Annotated in this window: 21 protein-coding genes; 11 read left to right on the top strand and 10 right to left on the bottom strand. The window is 63.4% G+C overall.

What is annotated here, in order from left to right:
- The first annotated feature begins 3 nt into the window (after window positions 1–3).
- The 4 genes from P9239_RS00835 to P9239_RS00820 all read left to right on the top strand — a co-directional run bounded on the left by P9239_RS00835 (window position 4) and on the right by P9239_RS00820 (window position 3,461).
- The gene (locus P9239_RS00835; RefSeq protein ID WP_309748624.1) at window positions 4–717 is read left to right on the top strand and encodes a response regulator; all 714 of its coding nucleotides are present in this window, start codon (window positions 4–6) and stop codon (window positions 715–717) included.
- Window positions 714–2,042: an ATP-binding protein gene (locus P9239_RS00830; RefSeq protein WP_309748623.1), complete on the top strand. Its 1,329-nt coding sequence runs from the start codon at window positions 714–716 to the stop codon at window positions 2,040–2,042. Before P9239_RS00835 ends, P9239_RS00830 begins: the two co-directional genes overlap by 4 nt.
- A gap of 61 nt (window positions 2,043–2,103) precedes the next feature.
- Window positions 2,104–2,790 (top strand): helix-turn-helix domain-containing protein, encoded by a 687-nt coding sequence (locus tag P9239_RS00825; RefSeq protein WP_309748622.1) that lies wholly within the window; start codon window positions 2,104–2,106, stop codon window positions 2,788–2,790.
- A 296-nt stretch (window positions 2,791–3,086) separates the two neighbouring features.
- Entirely contained in the window at window positions 3,087–3,461 is a 375-nt protein-coding gene (locus P9239_RS00820) for a DUF3564 family protein (RefSeq protein ID WP_309748621.1), read from the top strand.
- 41 nt (window positions 3,462–3,502) lie between these two features.
- On the opposite strand, the gene P9239_RS00815 is transcribed toward P9239_RS00820, so the two are convergent.
- The gene (locus P9239_RS00815) at window positions 3,503–3,697 is read right to left on the bottom strand and encodes a DUF2964 family protein (protein ID WP_404980150.1); all 195 of its coding nucleotides are present in this window, start codon (window positions 3,695–3,697) and stop codon (window positions 3,503–3,505) included.
- 249 nt (window positions 3,698–3,946) lie between these two features.
- On the opposite strand from P9239_RS00815, the gene P9239_RS00810 reads away from it, so the two are divergent.
- Window positions 3,947–4,378, top strand: a complete 432-nt coding sequence (locus P9239_RS00810; protein ID WP_309748620.1) for a phasin family protein — start codon at window positions 3,947–3,949, stop codon at window positions 4,376–4,378.
- Here P9239_RS00810 and P9239_RS00805 read toward each other — a convergent pair.
- On the bottom strand, window positions 4,375–6,507 hold the full coding sequence (locus P9239_RS00805) for a protein kinase domain-containing protein (protein WP_309748619.1): 2,133 nt from the start codon (window positions 6,505–6,507) through the stop codon (window positions 4,375–4,377). The genes P9239_RS00810 and P9239_RS00805 overlap by 4 nt on opposite strands.
- A 392-nt stretch (window positions 6,508–6,899) precedes the next feature.
- Between P9239_RS00805 and P9239_RS00800 the strand changes: the two genes are divergently transcribed.
- From P9239_RS00800 to P9239_RS00790, 3 genes are all read left to right on the top strand, one after another.
- Complete coding sequence (locus tag P9239_RS00800) at window positions 6,900–7,190, top strand: hypothetical protein (protein WP_309748618.1); 291 nt, start codon at window positions 6,900–6,902, stop codon at window positions 7,188–7,190.
- Window positions 7,191–7,220: 30 nt separating this feature from the next.
- Complete coding sequence (locus P9239_RS00795; protein ID WP_309748617.1) at window positions 7,221–7,481, top strand: hypothetical protein; 261 nt, start codon at window positions 7,221–7,223, stop codon at window positions 7,479–7,481.
- A 153-nt stretch (window positions 7,482–7,634) separates the two neighbouring features.
- A complete protein-coding gene (locus tag P9239_RS00790) occupies window positions 7,635–7,850 on the top strand; it encodes a hypothetical protein (protein WP_309748616.1) in 216 nt (71 codons plus the stop codon).
- Here P9239_RS00790 and P9239_RS00785 read toward each other — a convergent pair whose 3' ends face one another.
- Complete coding sequence (locus tag P9239_RS00785) at window positions 7,851–12,272, bottom strand: DEAD/DEAH box helicase (protein ID WP_309748615.1); 4,422 nt, start codon at window positions 12,270–12,272, stop codon at window positions 7,851–7,853. It lies immediately after the preceding gene.
- A 92-nt stretch (window positions 12,273–12,364) separates the two neighbouring features.
- Here P9239_RS00785 and P9239_RS00780 point away from each other — a divergent pair, with 92 nt between their 5' ends.
- The 3 genes from P9239_RS00780 to P9239_RS00770 all read left to right on the top strand — a co-directional run bounded on the left by P9239_RS00780 (window position 12,365) and on the right by P9239_RS00770 (window position 17,444).
- Window positions 12,365–13,723: a hypothetical protein gene (locus P9239_RS00780; protein WP_309748614.1), complete on the top strand. Its 1,359-nt coding sequence runs from the start codon at window positions 12,365–12,367 to the stop codon at window positions 13,721–13,723.
- Window positions 13,724–13,933: 210 nt separating this feature from the next.
- Window positions 13,934–16,333: a phosphoketolase family protein gene (locus P9239_RS00775; RefSeq protein WP_309748613.1), complete on the top strand. Its 2,400-nt coding sequence runs from the start codon at window positions 13,934–13,936 to the stop codon at window positions 16,331–16,333.
- 4 nt (window positions 16,334–16,337) lie between these two features.
- Window positions 16,338–17,444 (top strand): acetate kinase, encoded by a 1,107-nt coding sequence (locus P9239_RS00770; protein WP_309748612.1) that lies wholly within the window; start codon window positions 16,338–16,340, stop codon window positions 17,442–17,444.
- Between the two features lie 98 nt (window positions 17,445–17,542).
- Here the strand turns inward: P9239_RS00770 and P9239_RS00765 are convergent, their stop codons facing one another.
- From P9239_RS00765 to P9239_RS00735, 7 genes are all read right to left on the bottom strand, one after another.
- The gene (locus P9239_RS00765) at window positions 17,543–18,880 is read right to left on the bottom strand and encodes an MFS transporter (RefSeq protein ID WP_309748611.1); all 1,338 of its coding nucleotides are present in this window, start codon (window positions 18,878–18,880) and stop codon (window positions 17,543–17,545) included.
- Window positions 18,881–18,933: 53 nt separating this feature from the next.
- A complete protein-coding gene (locus P9239_RS00760; protein WP_309748610.1) occupies window positions 18,934–19,878 on the bottom strand; it encodes a hydroxymethylglutaryl-CoA lyase in 945 nt (314 codons plus the stop codon).
- Window positions 19,875–21,068, bottom strand: a complete 1,194-nt coding sequence (locus tag P9239_RS00755; protein ID WP_309748609.1) for a CaiB/BaiF CoA-transferase family protein — start codon at window positions 21,066–21,068, stop codon at window positions 19,875–19,877. Before P9239_RS00755 ends, P9239_RS00760 begins: the two co-directional genes overlap by 4 nt.
- Before the next feature lie 108 nt (window positions 21,069–21,176).
- Complete coding sequence (locus P9239_RS00750; protein ID WP_309748608.1) at window positions 21,177–22,097, bottom strand: LysR family transcriptional regulator; 921 nt, start codon at window positions 22,095–22,097, stop codon at window positions 21,177–21,179.
- A 6-nt stretch (window positions 22,098–22,103) separates the two neighbouring features.
- Window positions 22,104–22,490 (bottom strand): PaaI family thioesterase, encoded by a 387-nt coding sequence (locus tag P9239_RS00745; RefSeq protein WP_309748607.1) that lies wholly within the window; start codon window positions 22,488–22,490, stop codon window positions 22,104–22,106.
- A 114-nt stretch (window positions 22,491–22,604) separates the two neighbouring features.
- Complete coding sequence (locus P9239_RS00740; RefSeq protein ID WP_309748606.1) at window positions 22,605–23,093, bottom strand: hypothetical protein; 489 nt, start codon at window positions 23,091–23,093, stop codon at window positions 22,605–22,607.
- Window positions 23,094–23,427: 334 nt separating this feature from the next.
- A complete protein-coding gene (locus P9239_RS00735; RefSeq protein ID WP_309748605.1) occupies window positions 23,428–23,634 on the bottom strand; it encodes a hypothetical protein in 207 nt (68 codons plus the stop codon).
- Window positions 23,635–23,647: the final 13 nt, after the last annotated feature.

The following is a 23,647-nucleotide window of genomic DNA, read 5'->3' as shown; positions in this document are numbered from 1 at the left end:
GCCATGGAAACCGCACCGAAGATCATCGTGCTCGATGACGAAGCGGAGTTGCGCAACATGCTTCAGCGGTTTCTGACGTCGCAGGGATTCGAGGTGCGCGTGGTGGAAAATGGCAAGCGGCTCGACCGTTATCTCCAGCGCGAACCGTACGACCTGCTCGTGCTCGACTGGATGATGGAACCCGAAGACGGCCTCGCCGTATGCCGCCGCTTGCGCACCGAAGGCCACACGCTGCCGATCTTGATGCTCACCGCGAAGGGCGATCCGGTCGATAAAGTGGTCGGCCTCGAAACCGGCGCGGACGACTATCTGGCGAAGCCTTTCCTGCCGCAAGAACTCGTCGCCCGCGTGCGCGCGCTGCTGCGCCGCCAGAAAATCGCTGCGGGCGAGCCGACGCTGACCTCGCAAGTCATCCGCTTCGGCGATTTCAGGCTCGATCTCGGCAAGCAACGCCTCTCTCGCGGCGGCGAGCCCTTCGAGATGCACTCCGCGCAAATGCAGTTGCTGCACGCGCTGGGTTCGTCGCCGAATCGCGCGGTGAGCCGCGACAATCTCATCGCCCGCACGCGCGGTCGCGAGCACGACGCGCTCGATCGCAGCATCGACGTGCAGGTGCTGCGGCTGCGCCAGTTGATCGAGGACGATCCGGGCAAGCCGCGTTTCATCAAGACCGTGTGGGGCGTCGGCTACATGCTGCTCGCGGATATTGAGCCGTGAGCCTCGCGCCGCGCTCGCTCTTCGCGCGTAACGTTCTGTTGCTCGTGGCGCTCGTCGCGGTGAGCCAGGTGTGCGCGCTCGCCGTGCTCCTGCATTTCATCCAGACGCCGCGCATCGAGCGGGCCGCAGCGACGTTCGCGAGTTATATCGAAACGCTCGATACCGTGCTGCGCGACACGCCGGCCGGCACGGCGCGCCTCGACATCCGCGCGGACCTGCCTGCAAGCGCCAACGCGGAGCCGCCACGCTCCTGGCTGCGCTTTTATCGGACGTATCAGCGCGATACGTTCGTGGAAAGCCTGCGCCGCCATTTGCCCCCCGATATGCCCGTGCGCTGGCAGAGCAGTGAAACATCCGACGATGGCCAGCAGCGGCTATGGATTCGCGTGCATCTGCCGGGCGACGCGCGTTGGATCGCGCTGGCGGTTCCGGAAGCCGCACACGACGACGGCCTCACCACGACGCTTCTGTTGTCGCTCGGCCTCGGCGCACTCGCCATCGCGACGGCTTACGCGATTCAGCGTCATCTCAACCGCCCGCTGTCCTATCTCGCCGATGCCGCGCAGCGCCTGTCCGCAGGCGGCGAGCCGGGCGTCTTGCCGACCGATGGCCCGACGGAAATCGCGCAAGTCAGCAGCGCGTTCAACCGCATGACCGCGGCGCTCGCGGAAGCCGAAGCCACGCGCGCGCTGATGCTCGCCGGCATCTCCCACGACATCCGCACGCCGATGACCAAACTGCGCCTCGCGATGGCGATGTCCGCGGTATCTTCCGTGGACGCATTGTTCGCGGCATCGGCGGAAAGTTATCTCGACCAGATCGACACGATCCTCCAGCAGTTCATGGACTACGCGGGCAGCGGCGCGAAAGAAACGCCCGTCGTCGGCGATATCAATGCGCTCGTCGCTAACCTCGCCGCCGATTTCTCGGGCCTCGGCCATGAGTTCGCGCTCTCGCTCGGTGAGATTCCGCCGTTCGCGTTTCGGCCCATCGGCATGATGCGCATGATCGTGAATCTCATGCAGAACGCGGTGCTTTATGGCGTCGTCGGGCTCGGCGTGCGCACGTGGACGGACGAGAAGGCGCGCACCGCCTGCATCGTCGTCGAGGATCGCGGCAAAGGGTTCGGCACGCAGGACGCCGAGACGCTCAAGCAGCCGTTCAAGCGCGGCGGCGGCGAAGGTCAGCCGAAGGGCACGGGTCTGGGACTCGCCATCGTCGAGCGCATGGCGCGGCTGCACGGCGGCACGCTCGAACTGCGCGCACGTGATGGCGGCGGCGCACAAGCGCGCCTCGTTTTACCGCTTGCGAATTCCGCCGATTGACCCTTTTTCTTCGCGCGCCGTGAGCCATACTGAGTAATGCAAAGATTGCAGGAGAACGGCCATGCGCATCGCCCCCGATCCCGATTACGCGCGTCGGCCCGCCGCCCTGCACGTCCACTTCGTCGACACCGACGCCATCGCTTTTCCGACGCGCTCCATCGTCCGTGGCGACGCCGTCTATTGCGCCGGCGAGCCGCTCCGCAGCCTATACACGGTGCAGTCCGGCAGTTTCAAGAGCGTGGCCACCTACCCCGCCGACAACGAAGACACCGCTTCTCGTACGCAAGTCACCGCGTTTCACCTGGAAGACGAGACGCTCGGGCTGGACGGCATCTGCACCGGCCGCCTTCAGAGCGATGCCGTCGCCCTTGAAGATAGCGTCGTGCGCATCATGCCGGTCGGCATACTCGAGCCGCTGTGCCGCGACTATGCGCACATGCAGCACGCGCTGCTCGCGATCATGAGTGCGGAAATCGTGCGCGCGGCGAGACTTGCGCTGATGCTCGGCGCGATGCCCGCGCGGGAACGCGTCGCGGCGTTCTTGCTGGATCTGTCGGCACGGCTCGGCTTAACGGCCGATGGCGCAGACATCCTTCTGCCGATGACGCGTGCGGATATCGCCAGTTATCTTGGTCTGGAACTGGAAACGGTGAGCCGCACGCTATCGAAACTGCAACGCGACCATTCGATCGAACTCAACGGGCGGCACGTGCGCATTGTCGAACGGTCGCGGCTGGAGCGTGTCTGACGACCGTTCGTTCTCCAATTCGTTTTTTCACGCGAGCCGAAACAGGGCCTTCATTCGACGTAGAGGTGCATGCTGCACGCGTCTGGCACTCGTCTGCAGGATCAATCCCACTCGCCGATGACGGTTGTCTTCAAAGCGTCGGCGACAAAGGCTAATCTGCAACGATCCGGGCGGCGCTTCAGGTCATCGGCACTGGACTTGCTTTTGATGGCTCGCGAACGCAGTGGCCGGCTTCCGGCGCGCGGCGGAACCCGTTTGGATGCATCCCGTCGAGACCTGTTTTCATGGAGGATGTCATGCGTATTACCGTCAAGCTGGATGGATTCGAAGGCGCGCCCCCGGCGGCCTACGCCGTCCTGTGGCTCGACAAGGAATCGCGCCGCTGGTCGCGCGAAGGTCATCAGTCGGTGGACGTCCCTGATTGGGGCGGACTGAGCCGCGCATCGAACGGAACGCTGATCTGCCATCCGCATGAGCAGCAGCCGGTCTGCGTGCTCGAAGAACTCGACGTGGAAACGCCCGGCGGTCCGCAAGAAGGCGTGGCCGGGCGCGTGCTGTGGTATGCCGACGGTGCGGCGTCGCCGGGCGTGGGGCGCTGGCATGTGCAGTGCATCGACCGTGCGCAGATCAAGCCTGAGCACCCGGTCTTCGCAGGCGACGAGGACGCCTGACGCGTCACGCGTGCGCCGGCGAGCACACGCGGCGGCGAACGTCACGCGTGATCTCCCGGCATCGGCATCAGGAGGACCGCGAACGACGTCACGCCGATCAGAATGGCGAGCGCGCCGTAATCAAGCACGGCGAGCTTATCGAAAACGAGGCCGTGCAGCGCGACCACGATGCCCGCGAGCGCCACGAAAACCGCGACGGCCGCGGCGACGATCCGCGCTTCGCCTGTAACCATCATCTTTCTCCGTGCCGCGTTGTTGCGGCTTCCTTATTCTTATGATGGTCGCTTGACGCCAGACGCATTTGACCTGAATCAAGTCCTTCGTTGCGCGATCTGGTGTTTTCCCTTGCCCCATTGTGGACGCTTATATTGGTAGTATCAGGAGCCGGCCGCTCCGCTACGAGTGCGGCGAACGGCGCTCTGCCGCGCGAAGGCGACGGTCATCGAATCGCGCCCGCGCTCGTCCGAATGAACCTGGGAGGCAAGATGAATCAATCAAAATTCAGCGATCCGTTCAGCCAGTTTGCCGCCATGTTCCAGCAGTATCAGCTACCCGGATTCGACGTCACCGCCATCATGGAATCGCGGCGCAAGGACGTCGAGGCGCTGGCGGCGACGAATCGCGTCGCGTTCGGCGGTATCGAAGCATTGCGCGATAAACAGCTGGAAATACTGCGCCGCACGCTCGGCGATCTGGAGACCATCGCGAAGCAGATCGCGTCCTCGTCGGGCAAGCCGCCGTTCAATGCGAACGAAGTCGTGCAGCGTGCGCTGCACAATGCGCTCGCGGACATGCAGGACATCGCGCGGACCACGCAGCAGACGCAGGCCGAAGCCTACGCGCTTGTCAGCAGGCGCATGGAAGAAGCGTTGCAGGAACTGAAGGCGGCCGTGGAAAAGCCACAAGCCCAGGGCTAATGCTTCGGCTGCGTCGTGATCTGGACGATATCGACGGCCACGTGCTCGCGTCCGTAACGGGCGGCGAGCGCGGCGAGCCGTTTGTCGAGCGCGCGCAAATATTCGGACTTCGCTTCGCTGTCGGGGCGCACCGCGTCGAAAAGCGGCGCGGGCGTGACCGTCAGCACGATCATCTCCGAGCCGAACGGCCTGCCCACGGTCCAGTCGCCCATGGTGCCGAGCGTCGCGCGATAACCGGGTGGCGCCTGATTATCGCGAGCATGGGCGTTCGGCAGCAGATGCACCACGCTGCCGTCGAGCATGAAGTAGTCCACGTTCACATACGAATCGAAGCCGGGCGTCATCAGTTCGACGATCAGCGGATCGCCTTCCGTGAGCCGCGTCTGGTTCGACCGCGTATGGACGGATGCGGGGCGGCCCGACTGCCGGTTCGTCGTCCAATACGGACCGAGCACCTTGAGGAGATCGCATTTGTCGTCGGCGACGGGTTGCACGCCGGAGTTCGTCGTCGTCACGCCGGGCACACGACCGAGCGCGTCCTTGAGCCGCGCGAGTCCGTATGGCTCGGGCACGAAGCCTTGCACATCCACGGTCCGGTCATGGACCGATGCAACGAGCGCCGAACACGGCACGCTCGCGAGCACCGGTCTCACCGCGGCCATCGTGAGTGCAGGCGCCGCAGGCGCGGGGGCGGCGGGCGTGATGGCGGGCTTCTCGGGCGTGGGCATCGGTGCCGCTATGGGTGCCGGGGTTGCCGGGGCGACTGCAACGGCGGACGGCTTTTTATGCGCGGCGAAGTAGACCGCCGCACCCGCAACCAGCACGAACGCCAGCGCGCCGAACGCGACCTTCGGGAAGCCCGCGCGTGCCGCCTTCGCCTGCTTCGGCGCGGGAGGCAGTTCTTCGCTGATCTCATCGAGAAACTGCATGACCGTCGGGGTGCGCGCTTCCCGCTCGAAAGCAAGCGCCGCTTTGAGTGCTCTCCACTGCTTGTTGCCGAGATGCTCGGGACGCTGCGGTTTCATGCCCGCGCTTTTGGCTTGCGTAGCGGGAACGCGGTCGAACGGATGCTTGCCCGTCAATAACTCATACGTAATGCATGCAAGCGCGTAAATGTCGTCGCGCGGGTCGGGCTCGCGATGTTCCAGCATCTCCGGGCTCGCGTAAGCGGGCGTCAACGCGCCGAGACTGCCGGGATCGAATACGGTGGCTTCGCTTTCTTCCTCCGGGCGCTGAATCACGCGAGCGATACCGAAGTCGATGACTTTCACCTCGGACGTGTCCGTGATAAACACGTTCGCGGGCTTGAAGTCGCAATGCACGAAACCGCGTTCATGCGCGTAGGCGAGCGCGGTCGCCATTCCCTTGAACAGCGGGAAGACCTGCGCGAACGGCATGCCTTTGTAGTTCGGCGTCCGAAGTATCTTCGAGAGCGGCTGGCCAGACAGATATTCCATCGTCAGATAGACAATAGAATTGTCACGGTCGAAGTCGTACACGGTGACGATATTGCGGTGCGCAAGCTGCTGCGCCTTGCGCGCCTCGCGTTGCAGCGCGATCAGCGACTTCGGGTTGCCGCGAAACTGCAGGTTCAGCACCTTGATGGCGACATACGGACGCCTGTCCGACGCCTCCAGCTTGCGGAGATCGAGCGCCTTGTAGACGGTCCCCATTCCGCCGATACCGAGACATTCTTCGAGCACGAAGCGATTGTTCAGCGTGTCGCCGACGCCCTTCACCTGATCCGTATCCACAAGCACTTGCGTCGCCTGGCCCGACGTCGCGCCGCTCGGGTCGCTGCCAGCGCTCGGGGTATTGGTCACGCGAGGCGGCAATGGCGGCGGAAAGTCGGGTGCGGCCCTCATGCGCGTTTCGTCGCTGCCGGGTGTGAAGGCGGTTCCGGCATCGCCGTCGAAACGAGTACGCGCCGTATGCTCGATGCGCCGGCGGATGGCAGCATAGATATCCGGTGGCAACGGCCTGGCCGCATGAGCCTCGTCGAGGATCTGCATGAGCCGCGCGGGCGGGCTGCGCTCGGCGGCCAATGCGCCGTCCACCCTTGCAAAGAACGCGTCGCGCGACCCGCCTTCGCCCTCGTATGCACGAAGCGATTCCTGAAAGCTAGTCATCTGTGCGACTCGTTGCGGCTCCGAATGACGTGGCGGGCCGGCTCTCCACTTGTCGTAACAAACGCCGGTTGATCGTTCGATACTAGCCTTCGTATCCGGCTTAAGCAAATAGCGTTTTAGTCGATGCGCGGCATCCCGCACATGTCTTTCGCAGACCGACACAATGCTTTGGGATGTTGGTTTCGACGCGGCATTCGGGCGGGCTCAGCATCTCGAATCGCTCTTGGCGCAGCGGCACGCGGTATCGCAAAAGCCTCGTAAATAAAGGCACTTTCGAGCGTTTCAGGCGCGGCACGTTTCACTTGGCACACGCTATGCATTTAACTGGCCCGAGCAAACATGTTGCTCGATCCCTTACCCGAACGCGCCATGCGCACCCAAGGAGAACCGTTATGAAGACGCTGACCATCAAAGACCTGCCCATCGCCGAACAACTCGATCGCCGCGCGATGTCCTCCGTGCGAGGAGGCATGAGCTACCTGCTGCCGAGCTTCAATTTCTCGAAGACTTCGCTCTCGTTCGACACGCAGCAAATGGCGCAGCAAGAGCAGAACACGTACAACCAGAACGGCGTGAACGACGCCTTCGCGGGCGGCATTCATTCGAAGGTCGATCCGGTCCAGAAGGCCAAGAATTCGAGCACCATCAATATCGGCGGCGGTCTGGGCATGCTGGGCGCCTGACCGACGAATCCCTTCGCGAGGAGCACCATCATGTCGTCCATCGTCGTTCGGGACTTGTCCCACAGCAAGGAGCTGGACCGCCGCGCGATGTCCGCCGTTTCGGGCGGGCAAAGCTACGGTCCGTATGCGAATGTCAACGTGAACGTCGGCATTCTGCAGAACATCGAGCAGTTGCAGAACGTGCAGGTGAACACGCTGAATGACGTCGGAGTTATCGGCGCGAATTTCGTCGCGCCCTCGATTGACGTGAAACCGAAGCAGTTCGCGCATCTGAACGCCGCAGTGTTCTGAAGCGCGACGAGCGTTGGCAACGATAAGCGCCTGTAGAGCGTGGGCGGCGAAAGGCTTCGGCCTTTCGCCGCCGTTGGCGTTCGTTCGACGCAGCCACGCGCTCCATCGCTTTCTATACTCGTATCACGCGGCACTCACACAGGAGAAGCAGTCATGGCTGTCATCAAGATCAGGGACCTCGCCGACAGCGTCGAGCTGGACCGGCAAGCGATGGCCAGCATCGCCGGTGGCGCACGCGAGCGCGTGCGTCCGTCGTTTCGCATTCTGCATGCAAATCCGCAACGCGTCGTCGATTATCCCGGCGTGCCGGTGAAAGACGTGCCTGTGCGCGAGCCGGGGCCGTTCGTCCACAAGCTCGTGTCGAAGTGATCAGTCGGGAACCGTCACTTGGCGCGTGGCCGACGTGCTCAATGACCGCGCGTTCCGTTTGACGAGCGCAAGGCGCATCCGCTCGCGGGTTTGCGCGTCGGCATCACCGAAGTAATGCGTCTTGCCCGCGATCACCGCGCCGGCGGGCACGCCATCGACATACAGCACGCGGTTGCCCGCGAGCGCCGGCACTTTGTCGCCCGGAAGCAAGGTGCCGACGAGGTTTAACGGATCGACCGCGCTCAACGCGACGAACGCGCCCTCCTTCGGCCGCCTGCGCATCTCGCGCAGCAGCGGCACGGCCTCGGGCAACGCGAACTGCTCACCGGCGAGCCCCGCGACGAACCGCCCGCCGCGAATCTCGCCGCGCGCCTCGAGCCGGTGATAGACGCGCAGCAGGTCGCGCCAGGGCGGCAACCATTGCGCCTCCCGCTCCAGCAGCCGCCAAAAAACGACGCCATACCGGCGCAACAGCGCCAGCGCGACGTGCTCGGTATCGCCGCTTTCGTGACCCGGCTTCGCGCGATGCAAGAGCGCCCAGCGGCCTGCATCGTCCATTCCGCCGATGAACAGCCCGCCGCCCGGCCGGCGCGTGCGGCGCGACATCGCGTTCCGTTTCGCAGCGGGCGTCAAGAGCGCGCGCAGGCCGGCGAAGCTGTCGGCGTTCACGAGGCCGAGCGCGACCAGTTCGCCGAGCGCGTCCTCCAGTTCGGTGCGCAACAAGCGCGTGTCGGTAAGCAATTCGTCGAAGAACATCGCGCCGTGCGCCGAAAGCGCATCGAAGACGCGCTGTGCACGCGATGACAGCTCGGGCGCTTCCTCCGCCTGCATCAGCGCATTCCACGCGGCCAGCGCGCGACGCGGCAGCAGAACGATGGGCGTGCCGCGCACCGGACCGCTCGCCGCGCGCGACCGGCCCGCGGGACGCGACCACACGATCTTCCCGGCGCGGCAGATTTCGTCGAGCCAGATGCTGGAGTAATCCGCGATGCGCGCGGGCAGGATCTCGTCCTCCCACGCGACGGCGGGCGCTTCGAACCCCTCCAGCTGTTCGAGGACGGCGAGCAGCGCGTCGCGGCCTTCGCCGCGCGCATCGGGCGCGACGCGCTGCCACTCGAGCAGGAAGCGCATGAAGTCTTGCCGCTCCACCGGCTCGATCTCACGACGCAGTCGCCGCACCGTATAGCGATGAATCCGCGCGAGCAGATGGCGCTCGCACCATTCTTCGTCGGCGCCCGATGCGCCCGGCGTGAACCGGCCGCGCATCACATAGCCTTCGGCTTCGAGGCGCGTCAACGCGACCGCCACCGACGACGCCGGCAACGCCAGCGGCCGCGCGATCTCCGCCAACGTCACAGGCCCGAAGCCCGACAGCCGCGCGCGCACGATTTCGACGAGCGCGTCCTCGGCGTTCCACGCGTCGTCGAAACCGGGCGGCGGGGACAGGCGCGGATGCATCGGCGCGCGTTCGTAGACGGCGCGCAGCAGAGCAAGACGCTCGACGGGCGTCCACAAACCGTCATGCTCGGCGATTTGCAGGCGCGTCGCGCGGCCGGCGCGCGCGAGCACATCCAGCCACGCGGGCCAGCCGTCGCTTGCGGCAGCTTCGGCGTCCGTCACGCCGGCGAGGCTCGTGAGCGCCTCGTGCATTTCGTCGGCGCTCGTCACGTCAGGCCACGCTTCTTCGCGCACGCTCGCGATGGCATCGGCATCGAGCGCGCCGAGATCGTCCGTCGATTGCGGATCGGTCCAGCGGCGCGCGAGCACGGCCTGCGTGCGGCGTTCCTCGAGCGGGGCGTCGTCGAGGAATGCGTACGGCCGCGCCGACAGAATCTCGGCGGCGAGCGGCGACGGCGCGGGCAAATCGCGCGTGACGAGCCGCACGTCGCCCGCCTCGATGCGTCGCAAAAGCGCGAGCCACGCGTCGCTGTCCATCGCGTCGTGCAGACAGTCGTCGATGGTCTGCTCGACGAGCGGATGCGTCGGCACCTCCCGCTCGCCCGCGACGTTTTCCGCGCACGCGACCTGATCCGGGAACACGGCCGCGAGCAGGTCCTCGCTCCTCATGCGCTGCAGTTGCGGCGCGACCTTGCGCCCGCCGGCGTAACGCGGCAGCGCGAGCGCGTTGGTCGCATTCCAGCGCCAGCGCACGCCGAAAAGCGGCGCATCGAGCAGCGCCTGAATCAGCACGTGCTCGGCGGTGGCGGACCTCAGATACCGCCAGACGTCGTCGAGCGCGAAGCTGTGGCTGCCGGTCAGCGAGAGCACGATCGCGTCTTCGGTGGCCGCAGCCTGAAGCTCGAAATTGAAGGTGCGGCAGAACCGCTTGCGCAGCGCAAGCCCCCACGCGCGATTGACGCGGCTGCCGAACGGCGCATGAATGACGAGTTGCATACCGCCGGATTCGTCGAAGAAGCGCTCCATGACGAGCGTGTCCTGCGTCGGCAGAACGGAGAGCGCGGCACGCGAGCGGGCGAGATAGTCGACGATCTGCTGCGCCGCTTCCGTGCCGATGCCGGTTTCGTCGGCGAGCCAGCGGACGGTCGTATCGACGGATGACGGCCGCTGTGTTGCATTCGGCATATTGCATGCAGCATGCAAGCGTGCTTCACCGCCGCCCAATGCGAGCCGCGCATCGACGTCCGCACGCAAACGCGAGATGGCGAACGAAAGCTCGTCGCTGCGGCCCGGTGCTTCGCCGAGCCAGAACGGGATATTCGGCGGCTGGCCGTTTGCGTTCTCGACGCGCACGCGCCCGCCTTCCACACGCAAGATGCGGTACGACGTGTTGCCGAGCTGGAAGATATCGCCAGCGAGACTTTCGACGGCGAAGTCCTCGTTGACCGTGCCGATCTGCAAGCCTTGCGGCTCGAGCAGCACGGCGAAATCCGCATTGTCGGGAATCGCTCCGCCGGACGTCACCGCGGTCAGCTTGCCGCCGCGCCGGGCGCGCAGCGTGCGGCTGACCGCATCGCGATGCACATAGGCTGCGCGCACGCCCTGACGCCCCGTGTAGCCTTCGGCGAGCGTGCGCAGCACGGCGTCGTAGTGCGCACGGTCGAGCGTGGCATACGGATACGCGCGACGGATGCGCTCGAAAAGCGCATCCTCGCCCCACTCGCGGCACGCGACTTCGGCGGTGATCTGCTGCGCGAGCACGTCGAGCGGTGCGCGCGGAATCGTGAGCGCGTCCAGTTCGCCTCGGCGCACGCAGTCGAGCAGCGCGGCGCATTCGATCAAATCGTCGCGCGAAGTCGGAAAAAGCCGCCCTTTCGGCACGCCGCCGACATGGTGCCCCGATCGCCCGACCCGCTGCAGAAACGCGCCGATGGACCCCGGCGAGCCGATCTGGCATACAAGATCCACTTCGCCGATGTCGATGCCCAGTTCCAGCGATGCTGTCGCGATCAGCACGCGCAATTCGCCGCGCTTGAGACGCTGCTCGGCGTCGAGCCTATGCTCCCGCGCGAGGCTGCCGTGATGCGCCGCGACCGCTTCCTTACCGAGCCGGTCCGTCAGATGCCGCGCCGCGCGCTCGGCCATGCGCCGCGTGTTCACGAAGACGAGCGTCGTCCGGTGCTGCGCCGACAACTCCGCGAGCCTGTCGTAGACACGCTCCCACATGTCGTTGGACATGATCGCTTCTAGCGGCATCGGCGGCAGTTCAAGCGCCAGATCGCGTGCGCGCACATGCCCGACATCGACGATCTCGCACGGCTGCCCGTCGCCTGCAAGAAACTTTGCGACGAGTTCAATTGGCTTTTGCGTCGCGGAAAGTCCGACGCGCACGGGCCGGGCCGCACCGCGTTCCTCGCACAGCGCATCGAGCCGTTCGAGGCTCAGGCTCAGATGCGAACCCCGCTTGCCGCCCGCGACCGCGTGTATTTCGTCGACAATCACCGTGCGCGTGGTCGACAACATGCCACGGCCCGAGTCCGACGAAAGGAGCACGTACAGCGACTCGGGCGTGGTCACGAGGATGTGCGGCGGACGCTTCCTGACCGCGTTGCGTTCCTGCTGCGTCGTGTCGCCCGTGCGCACGGCGGCGCGTACCTCGGGCGCGACCACGCCCATATCGCGCAACTCGCTTGCGATGCCCGCGAGCGGCGCTTCCAGATTCACGCGGATGTCGTTCGACAGCGCCTTCAGCGGCGACACATAGACCACGCGCGTCTCGTCCGGCAGGACGCCGCCTCCCGCGATACCGTCGCGCACGAGTTCATCGAGCGCGGCCAGAAACGCGGTCAGCGTCTTCCCAGAACCGGTGGGCGCGGCGACGAGCGCGGAGCGGCGCGCATGGATGATCGGCCACGCGCGCGCCTGTGCGGCGGTCGGCGCGGCGAAGTGCGCGCGGAACCAGTTGACGACGGCAGGATGAAAGCCCGCGAGCGCGTCGTCGGGCGTGGGGAAATCGGCGGTCATCGCCACATTCTAGGGGCGGTTGAGAAACGGCGTTTTGCATTCTGCATGCCGTTTTAGGACACATCCCATGCGAACCGGTGCGGATTGCGGCCATGCTACGGCCGTCCCGGCGCGATCTGCGCCTGCGTTCGCTCCATTTGCATACTGCATTCATGATCGTCATCAGCCTGCTCTTCGACCACGCGCCCGGTGCGCTCGCCAATCATCGCCGCTATGCACGCATGAACGGCTATCGGCATGTCGAGATCGACATGTCGGAGTTGTCCGGCGGCACCGCGCACGCTTTGTGGACGTTCAAGTATGAAACGCTGTTGCAATGGATCGACAGGACCGCCCCCGGCGAGGCAATCATGCTGCTTACGCAGAATGCGGCTATCCTCGGCACGATGCCGTTGCTCGAGTTACTCGAAGGCCGTGACTGGCTTCTGACGTGTGTGGAATCGCCACATCCGCAAACCGATCTTCAGGTGTGGCGCAATACCGAAGACGTTCGCTGCAAGCTCTACCGACTGGTTACGCATTGCCGGTTCAGCGTTGAACTGCCCGAACAAGAAGGTCTGTTGCTGCGTGAATTCGACGCGCTTCCGCCTTGTAGCAAGATCGGCGGCGTCTTTGCGGCCTTACCCGCTGCGGTCGCCCTCGAAAGCGTGTGGGCGAAATGGCCCGCATTTTCCGTTTGCATCCGCGAGGAGCCGCAGCATCGGCGGTTTCGCGCGGCGCTTTTCGCACACATCAATGCATGCTTGGCGAGAGGCTTGCCATTCCTCTCCTTCTTCGATGCAGGCACGGACGACACGTCCGCGCAAAGCGTCTATCAGCCCGGCCAGCCGATCGCTATCGTCACGCTCTATACGCCGAACATCGCACGGTACGGGCGCATTGCCGAGGCTAATTCCCGGCGCTATTGCGCGCGTCATGGCTATACCCTGTATGTTCATCGTGACATTCCCGCTCATCTGAACGACGGCAAAACCGCGGGCAACTGGCTCAAGCCCGCTCTCTTACGCGAATATCTGCCGCATCACGAATGGGTCTTCTGGGTTGATGCGGACGTGCTCATCAACGACATGAATCGCAGACTGGAATCCATCATGAACGGTCAGGACGCGCTATTTGCCCGCGATGTCGGCACCTGGACGTTCAACTCCGGCATCATGGGCTTTCGCCGCACGCAGCCGAACTATGACGCGTTTCATCACATCCTCCATGCATGCTCGCAACTGGACGACAAGTCGAGCGTCTATGCAAACAGGGGCGATCAATACTTCTTCATCGACGAATACGAGAAGCATGCGGACTTCGACGCCACGCGCATTGCGTCTTTCATCGAGTGGAATACGCCCTGGATTTATCGACGCGCCGACAGCTTCATGGTGCATTACATCGGCATGTGGGAAGACAACAAGGCCTTGCTAATGGATTACGACGTGACGCAATCCGCCATCGAATAGAGCGCCGCGCCTGCGTTTTTGTCAAAACTTCGTCGCGCGAACACAAGTATCATGGTGCGCGACGCCTCACTATTCTTCGCTCTTCAAGGCCGTCCCGCCGGCGCGGCCCTGAATCAAAAGCCTTCCATCACACGGATCCGACACCGCTAAATACTCGCATCACCCCGTAAGCCGACGCTCGACCCTGACTTTCACCGCAAGGAGAAGCAATTGAACGACGACGTCCAAGGCAAGACCGCGACGCACACCCCTCTCGCTCCCGAACTGCTACGCGACATAGACGCCTATTGGCGCGCCTGCAATTATCTCTCGGTCGGCATGATCTACCTGCGCGCCAATCCGCTGCTGCGCGAACCGCTCAAGCCGGAGCACATCAAACGGCGGCTGCTCGGTCACTGGGGCTCGGACCCCGGACAATCGTTCGTATGGGTCCATTTGAACCGTCTCATCAAACGCGACGATCTCAACGTCATGTTCGTCTCGGGACCCGGCCACGGTGCGCCGGCGACACTTGCGAATTCATACCTGGAAGGCCATTACTCGGAGATCTATCCGGACCGCAGCCCCGACGAGCGCGGCATGCTGCGGCTCTTTCGCGCGTTCTCCTCGCCGGGCGGCATCGGCTCGCATTGCACGCCGGAGACGCCGGGTTCCATTCACGAAGGCGGCGAACTCGGCTACAGCCTGTCGCATTCATTCGGCGCGGCTTTCGACAATCCCGACTTGATTGTCGCGACGATGGTCGGTGATGGCGAAGCTGAGACGGGACCGCTCGCCACTTCATGGCACTCGAACAAGTTTCTCAATCCCGCGACCGACGGTGCCGTGTTGCCGATCCTGCATCTGAACGGCTACAAGATCGCGAATCCGACGATCCTCGCGCGCATTCCGCACGACGAACTCGAAGCGTTGTTCAAGGGCTATGGCTATGAGCCGCATTTCGTGGAAGGCGATGATCCCGAGACCATGCATCAATTGATGGCCGCGACGTTGGAACGCTGTATCGACAAGATTCATGCGATACAGGAACGTGCCCGCGCGCAACCCGGCGATGTAACGCGTCCCCGCTGGCCGATGATCGTGCTGCGCTCGCCGAAAGGCTGGACCGGTCCGAAGGAGGTCAACGGGCATAAGGTCGAGAACTTCTGGCGCTCGCATCAGGTGCCGGTGCTCGATCCAGCGACGAACTATAAAAGTCTTGCGATCCTCGAAGAATGGATGAGGAGTTACAAGCCCGAAGAACTGTTCGATGAAAACGGATCGCTTGTGGAAAGCCTGCGCGAACTCGCGCCAGTGGGCGGCCGCCGTATCAGCGCGAATCCGCACGCGAACGGCGGCCTCCTGCGGCAGGCGCTCGATATGCCGGATATCCGCGATTACGCCTTCGCATTCAACGGGACTGCGAGCGTCTATCAATCGCCAACAGTCGTGCTCGCAGCCTTTCTCCGTGATGTGATCCGCCGCAACATGCTGACGTTCCGTCTCTTCGGCCCCGATGAGACTGCAAGCAACAAGCTCGACGGCGTGTACGAAGCATCAGGCAAACGCTGGCTGGCAGAGATCAAGCCCGAGGACGCGGACGGCGGCGCACTTTCGACCGAAGGCCGCGTGATGGAGATGCTCTCCGAGCACACGCTCGAAGGATGGTTCGAAGGCTACGTGTTGACGGGGCGCCACGGGCTCTTCGCGACATACGAAGCGTTTGTGCATGTGATCGATTCGATGTTCAATCAGCACGCGAAATGGCTGGAAAAAGCAAAGAACGAGCTCTCCTGGCGCGCGCCGGTGCCGTCGATCAATCTGCTTATCACATCGCTCGTGTGGCGTCAGGACCATAACGGATTCACGCATCAAGACCCCGGCTTTCTCGATGTCGTGACCAACAAGAGCCCGGAAGTCGTGCGTATTTATCTGCCGCCGGATGCGAACTGCCTTTTGAGCGTCGCGGACCATTGCCTGCGCTCGCATGACTATGTGAACGTGATCGTCGCGGACAAGCAGCCGCATTTGCAGTACCTGAACATGCAGGACGCGATGGTGCATTGCGCGAAGGGCATCGGCATATGGGACTGGGCGTCGACCGATCAGAATCACGAGCCGGATGTCGTCGTGGCATCGGCGGGCGATATCGCGACGATGGAGGCGCTCGCCGCCGTCGAAATCCTCAAGACGCATTGCCCTGAGTTAAAGATCCGCTTCGTCAATGTGGTCGATCTCTTCAGGCTCATGCCCGACACAGACCATCCACACGGCTTGTCCAATCGGGATTTCGATTCGCTCTTCACGCGTGACAAGCCTGTTATCTTCAACTTCCATTCATACGCGTCCCTCGTGCACAAGCTCACGTATAACCGCACGAATCACGACAACATGCATGTGCATGGCTATCGCGAGCGCGGCAACATCAATACGCCGTTCGAACTGGCGATCATCAATGGCGTCGATCGCTATAGCCTCGCCATCGATGTGATCGACCGTGTGCCGGGCCTCTCGAGCACGGCTGCGCATACCAAGGAGATGCTCAAGAATCAGATCATCGAAAGCGTGCGCTATGCGCATGAGGAAGGCATCGATCACGATCAGATTCGCGAATGGACCTGGAAGGGCTGATGCCATGACACAAGGCATCGTGGTGTTGAATAGCGGCTCGTCGTCGCTGAAGTTCGGCGTGTTCGTCCGGCGCGATAACGACGAACATGCTTGGCTCACCGGCAGCGCAAAGGGCATCGGGCGCGAGAACGGGTCGCTCTCCATGCGTTCGGCGGATGGAAGCATCGATATCGCGCAGGATCATCTGATGGAGTCGCAGCACGATGCGCTGCAGCGCGTGGCCGACGCCCTTCGCAAGCACTTGCACGAGCCGCTTGCCGCGGTGGGGCATCGTGTGGTGCATGGCGGGCCGCATGTGCGTGCGCATTGCGAGCTCACGCAAGACGTGAAGATCGCGTTGCGCGAAGCCGTTCCGTTTGCGCCGCTGCATCTGCCGCAGTCACTCGCGCTAATCGACGAAGCGCAGCGCATCTTCTCCGGTGTGCCGCATTTCGCATGTTTCGACACCGTGTTTCATCGCACGATGCCGGAACGTGCGACGCGCTTTGCATTGCCGCGCAACTACGCGCAGCGCGGTGTGGTGCGTTACGGCTTTCACGGGCTGTCATACGAGTTCATCGCGAGCACGCTGGGCGACGCGCTGCCCGCGCGCACGGTCATCGCGCATCTGGGGTCCGGTGCAAGTCTTTGCGCGCTGGAAGACGGCCGCTCTGTCGATACATCGATGGGCATGACGCCGACAGGCGGCATTCCCATGGCAACGCGCAGCGGCGATCTGGACCCCGGCGTGCTGATCCATTTGCTGCGCCACGAATCACTCGACGCTGATGCGCTGGAAACGCTCGTGAATCGCGGGAGCGGCCTGAAGGCGCTGTCGAATTCCGATGACGACATGCAGGCGCTGCTCGCCCGCCGAGATGACGGCGATGCGGACGCAGCGCTCGCCATCGACGTTTTCTGTGACGCTATTCGCAAGACGATCGGGGCCTACGCGGCCGTGCTCGGCGGACTCGATCTGATCGTGTTCAGCGGCGGTATCGGCGAGCACAGCGAAGCGATTCGGGCGCAAATACTCGATGGACTGTCGTTTCTGAAGGCATCGCATCGCGTGGTGCGCACCGATGAGGAGACGCAGATCGCGCGGCATTGCCGGCGCTTGCTTGCTGGCTGATTGCGTTTTGAATGCGGCATGTTGCGTTCGGCGTACAGAATGCAAAACGCCCGGCGGCTCTTCTGTCCGCCGGGCGTTCCCCGCCGATCGCGCGATACTCAGCGCGCACGCTCCGAAGGCTCCCGCTGTCGCAACGTCTGCGGCAATCCGTATAGCAACAACAGCGCGCAGATCAGGCTCATCGCGCCGATTGCATACAGCGCGGGCGTCGTGCTGCCGATCACATCGCGAATTCGCCCCACCATCACCGGACTCACGATTCCGCCAAGCTGTCCGAGCGTGTTGATCAACGCAATGCCGCCCGCCGCGCCCGCTCCCGTCAGCAGTTTCGGCGGCAACGCCCAGAACGCCGGAATGGAGGCGATGACGCCCGCTCCCATCACGCCGAGCGCGACGATCAAGAGCGTGGTCTGCTTGTCGAATACGCCCGCCGCGAAGAAGCCCGCCGCAGCCATCAGCAACAGCGCGCAGACAAACTTGCGACGCTCGCCCGATGTGTCCGACAACCGCCCGACCACGACCATGCACACCGCGCCGCAAATATACGGAACCGCCGTCAATAGACCGATGATGGTGGGATTATGCGTGCCCGCTGCGCGGATGAGGTGCGGCGCCCAAAAGTTGAGGCCGTACGACGCGATCTGAATCAGAAAGTAGATCAGGCCGAGCATCAGAAAACCGGGTGTCTTGATGGCGCCGAAGAGCGAGTGGCCGGTATTCGTCGCCTGGCTTTGCGTCGCGATCTGGCTCTTGAGGTACATCTTCTCTACGCTCGTCAGCCATGCGGCATCGTCGATGCGGTCTTTAAGCACTTTCAGGACCAAGACGCCCAGCAGCACACACGGCAGGCCACCGAGCAGAAAGAGCCAATGCCATCCCGGGATGCCGAATACTCCGTTCATATGGCCCAGCACGAGTCCCGACAGCGGCGCGCCGAAAAGCCCGGAGAATGCCGACGCGAGAAACAGCAAGGAGGTGATGCGGCCACGATAGCTCGCCGGAAACCACAGCGTGAGGTAGTAGAGCACGCCCGGCGCGAAACCCGCCTCCATCGCGCCGATGATGAAACGCAAGCCGTAGAACTGCCACCCCGTCTGCACGAAGACCATGAGCGCCGTCGCGATGCCCCACGAGATCATGATTCGAGCGATCCAGCGCCGTGCGCCTACTTTGTACAGGAGCAAATTACTTGGCACTTCGAACAATACGTAACCAATCACGAAAAGGCTCGCTCCGAGACCGTACGCAGTATCGGAAAAACCGAGCGTGCTTTGCAACTGGAACTTCGCGAAGCTGATGTTGATGCGGTCGAAGAATGCGAACAAATAACAGAGCATGATGAGCGGCATGAGCCGCCACGCCACCTTGCGAACAATGTCGCTCGTGTTCTGCGCTGCCTGTGTTTTGTCCACTGCGGATACGCTTAGATCACTCATGTTTGTCTCCTGGTTTCACGGTCCGTCATTGAGTTCTTATCGGACCGGCTGCTTCAAATGGCTCGTACGTAGTCGGGCACGGGGTGCAAATCGGCATTGCGGCCGGCCTTCGCTACTTGTCCCGGCACGTCGTGTCCGACGAGCGCGGGCAGCGTCCGCGACAATGCAATGAGTTTCTGCAAGTCGATGCCCGTTGGAATGCCCATTTCGTCGCACATGTTGACGACGTCCTCAGTGCAGATGTTGCCGGATGCGCCCGGCGCGAACGGGCAGCCGCCGAGGCCGCCTAGAGCGGCGTCGAAACGGCGTGCGCCGGCGTCGTAGGCGGCGAGTACGTTGGCGAGACCCAGCCCGCGTGTATTGTGGAAATGCAGCGTCAACGCGGACGCGGGAACATGTTCGAGCACGCGCGACACAAGACGTCGGACCTGACGCGGATTCGCCATGCCTGTGGTATCGGCAAGCGTCACGCCCTCGATACTCATCTCGCGATACGTACGCGCAATGGACAGCACGCGGTCTTCGTCCATGCCGCCTTCGAACGGACAGCCGAACGCGGTGGCGACCGTGGCGTTCAATGTCACCCGAGCCATATCATTAGTCAACCTAACTATCGATTCGAATGCCGCAAGCGATGCCTCGCAGCTCATGCGCATGTTCGCGCGGTTGTGCGTCTGGCTCGCCGACATCACGAGATTCAGTTCACCGGCGCGTGCGTCGAGCGCGCGTTGCGCGCCCTTGAGGTTCGGCACGAGCGCCACATAGATCACGCCCGGCGCACGCCGTATGCCTTTGAACACGGCGTCGCCGTCGCGCAGCGCGGGTATCGCCTTCGGCGATACGAACGAACCCGCTTCGATGCGCGTGAAGCCGCACGCAGAAAGGCCGTCGATCAGCGCGATCTTGTCCGCGGTCTCAACCCATTTCGCTTCTATCTGCAGGCCGTCGCGCGGCGCGACTTCCTGCACGATCAGGCGTTCGCTGTCATCGTGTGTCATTGAATCGCTCCTTCGGCACGCATCCGTTGCACGTCGTTTTCGTCGAATCCGAGCGATTCGAGCACGCTGTGCGTGTGTTCACCGAGCGCCGGTCCTTGCCAGCGCACCTCGCCGGGGGAATCCGAAAGTTTCGGTACGATGCCCGGCATCTTCACCGTTACGCCGCCCGGCAAGCTCGCCCGCAACAGCATGTCGCGTGCTTGGTAATGCGCATCGCCGATGATGTCCGCGACCGAATAAATCCGGCCGGACGGCACTTCCGCTTGTTCGAGCGCGGCCAGAACGTCATTCATGGCGTGATGCGATGTCCATGCACCGATTGCTTCGTCTAGCATCGCGCTTCGCCGCACGCGGCCATCGTTGTGGGCGAGCGCGGGGTCATCGGCGAGATCAGGGCGGCCGATCACGTTCATCAGGCGCTTGTAGATCGGATCACTGTTGCCAGCGATCACGACAAAGCCGCCATCTTCCGTGCGATACGTATTCGACGGCGCAATGCCCGGCAGCGCGCCACCGCTTCGCTCGCGGACGTGTCCGAGCAAGTCGTACTCGGGCACGAGGCTCTCCATCAGGTTGAAGACGCTCTCGACGAGCGACACGTCCACCACCTGTCCTTCGCCCTGCCCGGTCTTCACACGCAACAGCGACATCAACGCGCCGATCACTGCGTGCAGCGACGCCAGCGAATCGCCAAGACTCACGCCGACGCGCGCCGGTGTGCCGTCTGCGTCGCCGGTTGTATACCGAATGCCACCCATCGCCTCGCCAATTGCGCCGAAACCCGGACGATCCCGATACGGGCCCGTCTGACCGTAGCCGGAGATGCGCACCATCGTGAGTTTCGGGTTTACTGCATGCAGAACGTCCCAGCCGAGCCCGAGCTTTTCGAGCGCGCCCGGTCGCATGTTCTCAATCACGATGTCCGCGTCGGCGGCGAGTCGCTTGATGATGTCCGCACCGTCCGGCGACTTGAGATTCACGCAGACGGACTTCTTGTTGCGCGACTGGAGATACCACCAGAGCGACGTGCCCTCGTGCAGCTTCCGCCATTTGCGAAGCGGGTCGCCGCCATTGGGCGCCTCGATTTTGATCACTTCGGCGCCGAACTCGGCCAGCATCCGCGCGGCGAATGGCGCGGCGATCAATGTGCCGATCTCGATGACGCGTATGCCCGTAAGCGGTCCGCTCATGTTGCTCGTCTCCTGTTTTCGAGTTGGAGACAAGCTTATGGGCGACGCGCGCACCGCGTCCAACCGCATTTGGGCAAGCATCGTTCGCTAAATGCGAACGCTCGCCGGTCAGCGTTGCGCGGCTTCTATCGAACGGAGATGGTCGAACAGGAGGCGGCTGACGGGCGACAACGCCGATGCATCGCGCACGACGATGATGAGACTGCGCGCAGCCCACGCTTCGTCGAGCGGAACGGCGGCGAGTCCGAGTTGCCGCCCCATTGCGTCGAACACGGCAAGCGGCAGCACGCCCACGCCCATGCCGGCCTGCACCATGCGGCATACGGCATCGAAACCGGGCACATGTATACGCAATCGCAGCGGCTTGCCCGCCTGCCGCGCGGCGAGATGCGTCCGCGCGTTGATCGAACTGGCCGAATGCAGGCCGATGTGATCGAAGTCCAGCGTGTCGGCGAAGCTCACGCTTTCCCGCCGCGCGAGCGGATGATCGCCGGGCGTTACGATAATGAGCCGGTCGTGCCGGTAATGCGTGCTTTCGAGTCCGCGCGTGTCCGCATCGCCGGAACAGATGCCGAGATCGACGAGACTATCCAGCACGCCCTCCACGATGCCGCCGCTTGGCCGCTCTTCGAGGTCGATCTTGATTTGCCCGTGTGCCGCCAGAAAGGCGCGCAGGTCTTCCGGCAGGAATTCGACGATGGCAGAGAGGTTCGCCATCATCCGCACGTAACCGCGCACGCCGCTCGCATGTTCCGCCAGTTCAATGCCGATGTTCTCGACATCGCGCAACACGCGGCGAGCATGATGCAGCAGCGTTTCGCCGGCGGGCGTAAGCGCCATGCCGCGCGCCTTGCGTTCGAAGAGCGCGGCGCCCACGGCCTGCTCCAGTTCCAGCAGGCGCTTGCTTGCGGCCGACACCGCAATGGCCTCGCGGTCGGCCGCACGCGTGAGCGTCCCTTCCTCGAAGACGGCGAGAAAGAGTTGAAGCGTCGTGAGATCGAGACGCCGCAGCAGATTCTTGAGCGCCATGTCAGCTTAACGCGCGTACTTGAAGGTGCCCTGCGCGCTCGCGATCTTCATGCGGTCGTCGACCCACGCCTCGCCGCGCGCGAAGTACACGGAGCGCCCTTTGCGTTCGAGAAAACCCTTCGCCACGACCTTATCGCCGATGCCGCGATCGAGATAATTGACCGTGAGGGAAAGCGTGAAGCCGTGAATGGGCGTCGCGTCCGTCGTGAAAAGCCCCGTGTAGCCGCACGCCGCATCGAGAAGCGTGGCGATGGCGCCGCCCTGAAGAATGCGCTGCCGGTTGAGATGGCCCGCATGAATGGGCATCGTGAACTCCGCGTAGCCGTCGCGCCACGCGGTCAGTGTCGCGCCGAGTGCTTCGAGGAAAGGATTGTCGAGATCCAGATTCGCCAACTGTGCGTTCTCCCTGCGTCGTTGTTTCGTCGCGTCGACTATGAGCCTGGGAGAATTGTGCCATCGCGGCGCCGCGCCTGCGCGGGCCGCATCAGCGATGACCAAGCACGCGTTTCAGCGCAGACGCGGCTTGAGATGCAGCGCGATGAGCGTCAGCGTGGCGAGTTTCGTCACGCATTCGACAGTGGAGAGGACCGCGAGCCACGGTGCTTGCGAGAACTCGCCGGGCAATTCGGGCGCAATGGCGAGCACGCTCGTGACGCACACGAACAGCAACACATAGCGAGCGAAGCGCCGACCGCGCAGCGCCATGCCTGCAATGATCATCAGGAGCGCCTTCGCGGTCAGGACTGCGGCGATCTGTTGGCCGCTGCTATCGGCGTCGACTTCCCAAGGCACTTCGAACAGCGACCACGCGACCATCACGCACGTCGACGCGGCCAGTGTGCGGCGCAGGTGATCGGCGTCGTCACGCAAGTCGCGAAACGACCGCCCGCGCACCGGCGAGTGAATGCGATGCACGCGTTCGTCGGCTCCGGGCGAGACGGTGGACAGCGAAGCGGGCAATGACGGTTCGAGTGCCGCGTGTTCATCGACGTGCATCGTGCGGCGCTCCGGTCGATACGCGCAAGTCAGACAGACCCTGTGCGGTAAGACGTTTCATGAAGGTATCTCCATCCGCAAGCGCCAGCGTAGGCGCTCAAAAAAGATCGCGCTTGAGCGACGCAATATGTCCGTCTTACGTCGGCGCAATATTCTTTTAAACGATGGAATAGCGAGGAACCGAATAAAGACGAGCGTAAGCGCGATGCGACTGCGCGCATTCACGATACGCAAATCCGCCGTGCGGTGCGAATTGCCTTTCACTATCGGTAATCGCTGCGCGCCCGTGGCGTGAGAGCCGGTATTGCGCGCAACGAATCGCAATGCAAAACGCCTAGTTATAACCGCGAACCACGCAGGACTTTTGTTCCTCTTCTGTTTTTTCTCCTGCGAAACGACCGCATACGTCGGCAACATATTCCGGTTCGGCGCAGACCTGGCTCGAGCGGTGGGAAGCCGTTGCCGTCGGTTCGCCTGTTGCCTGTTCTTCGTCCATCCATTCTGCGAAATGGGTGTGTTGCGTATTGGATCGAGCATCCATCTTTGCCTCCTGT

The organism is Caballeronia sp. LZ062, assembly GCF_031450785.1.
GTDB lineage: Bacteria > Pseudomonadota > Gammaproteobacteria > Burkholderiales > Burkholderiaceae > Caballeronia.
This window is presented reverse-complemented; position numbering and strand designations above follow the sequence as displayed.

Coding starts and splice junctions, on each gene's coding strand:
- P9239_RS00835 (WP_309748624.1), top strand. CDS start 4: ATGGAAACCGCACCGAAGATCATCGTGCTCGATGACGAAGCGGAGTTG.
- P9239_RS00825 (WP_309748622.1), top strand. CDS start 2,104: ATGCGCATCGCCCCCGATCCCGATTACGCGCGTCGGCCCGCCGCCCTG.
- P9239_RS00820 (WP_309748621.1), top strand. CDS start 3,087: ATGCGTATTACCGTCAAGCTGGATGGATTCGAAGGCGCGCCCCCGGCG.
- P9239_RS00815 (WP_404980150.1), bottom strand. CDS start 3,697: ATGATGGTTACAGGCGAAGCGCGGATCGTCGCCGCGGCCGTCGCGGTT.
- P9239_RS00810 (WP_309748620.1), top strand. CDS start 3,947: ATGAATCAATCAAAATTCAGCGATCCGTTCAGCCAGTTTGCCGCCATG.
- P9239_RS00805 (WP_309748619.1), bottom strand. CDS start 6,507: ATGACTAGCTTTCAGGAATCGCTTCGTGCATACGAGGGCGAAGGCGGG.
- P9239_RS00800 (WP_309748618.1), top strand. CDS start 6,900: ATGAAGACGCTGACCATCAAAGACCTGCCCATCGCCGAACAACTCGAT.
- P9239_RS00795 (WP_309748617.1), top strand. CDS start 7,221: ATGTCGTCCATCGTCGTTCGGGACTTGTCCCACAGCAAGGAGCTGGAC.
- P9239_RS00790 (WP_309748616.1), top strand. CDS start 7,635: ATGGCTGTCATCAAGATCAGGGACCTCGCCGACAGCGTCGAGCTGGAC.
- P9239_RS00785 (WP_309748615.1), bottom strand. CDS start 12,272: ATGACCGCCGATTTCCCCACGCCCGACGACGCGCTCGCGGGCTTTCAT.
- P9239_RS00780 (WP_309748614.1), top strand. CDS start 12,365: ATGCTACGGCCGTCCCGGCGCGATCTGCGCCTGCGTTCGCTCCATTTG.
- P9239_RS00770 (WP_309748612.1), top strand. CDS start 16,338: ATGACACAAGGCATCGTGGTGTTGAATAGCGGCTCGTCGTCGCTGAAG.
- P9239_RS00765 (WP_309748611.1), bottom strand. CDS start 18,880: ATGAGTGATCTAAGCGTATCCGCAGTGGACAAAACACAGGCAGCGCAG.
- P9239_RS00760 (WP_309748610.1), bottom strand. CDS start 19,878: ATGACACACGATGACAGCGAACGCCTGATCGTGCAGGAAGTCGCGCCG.
- P9239_RS00755 (WP_309748609.1), bottom strand. CDS start 21,068: ATGAGCGGACCGCTTACGGGCATACGCGTCATCGAGATCGGCACATTG.
- P9239_RS00750 (WP_309748608.1), bottom strand. CDS start 22,097: ATGGCGCTCAAGAATCTGCTGCGGCGTCTCGATCTCACGACGCTTCAA.
- P9239_RS00740 (WP_309748606.1), bottom strand. CDS start 23,093: ATGCACGTCGATGAACACGCGGCACTCGAACCGTCATTGCCCGCTTCG.
- P9239_RS00735 (WP_309748605.1), bottom strand. CDS start 23,634: ATGGATGCTCGATCCAATACGCAACACACCCATTTCGCAGAATGGATG.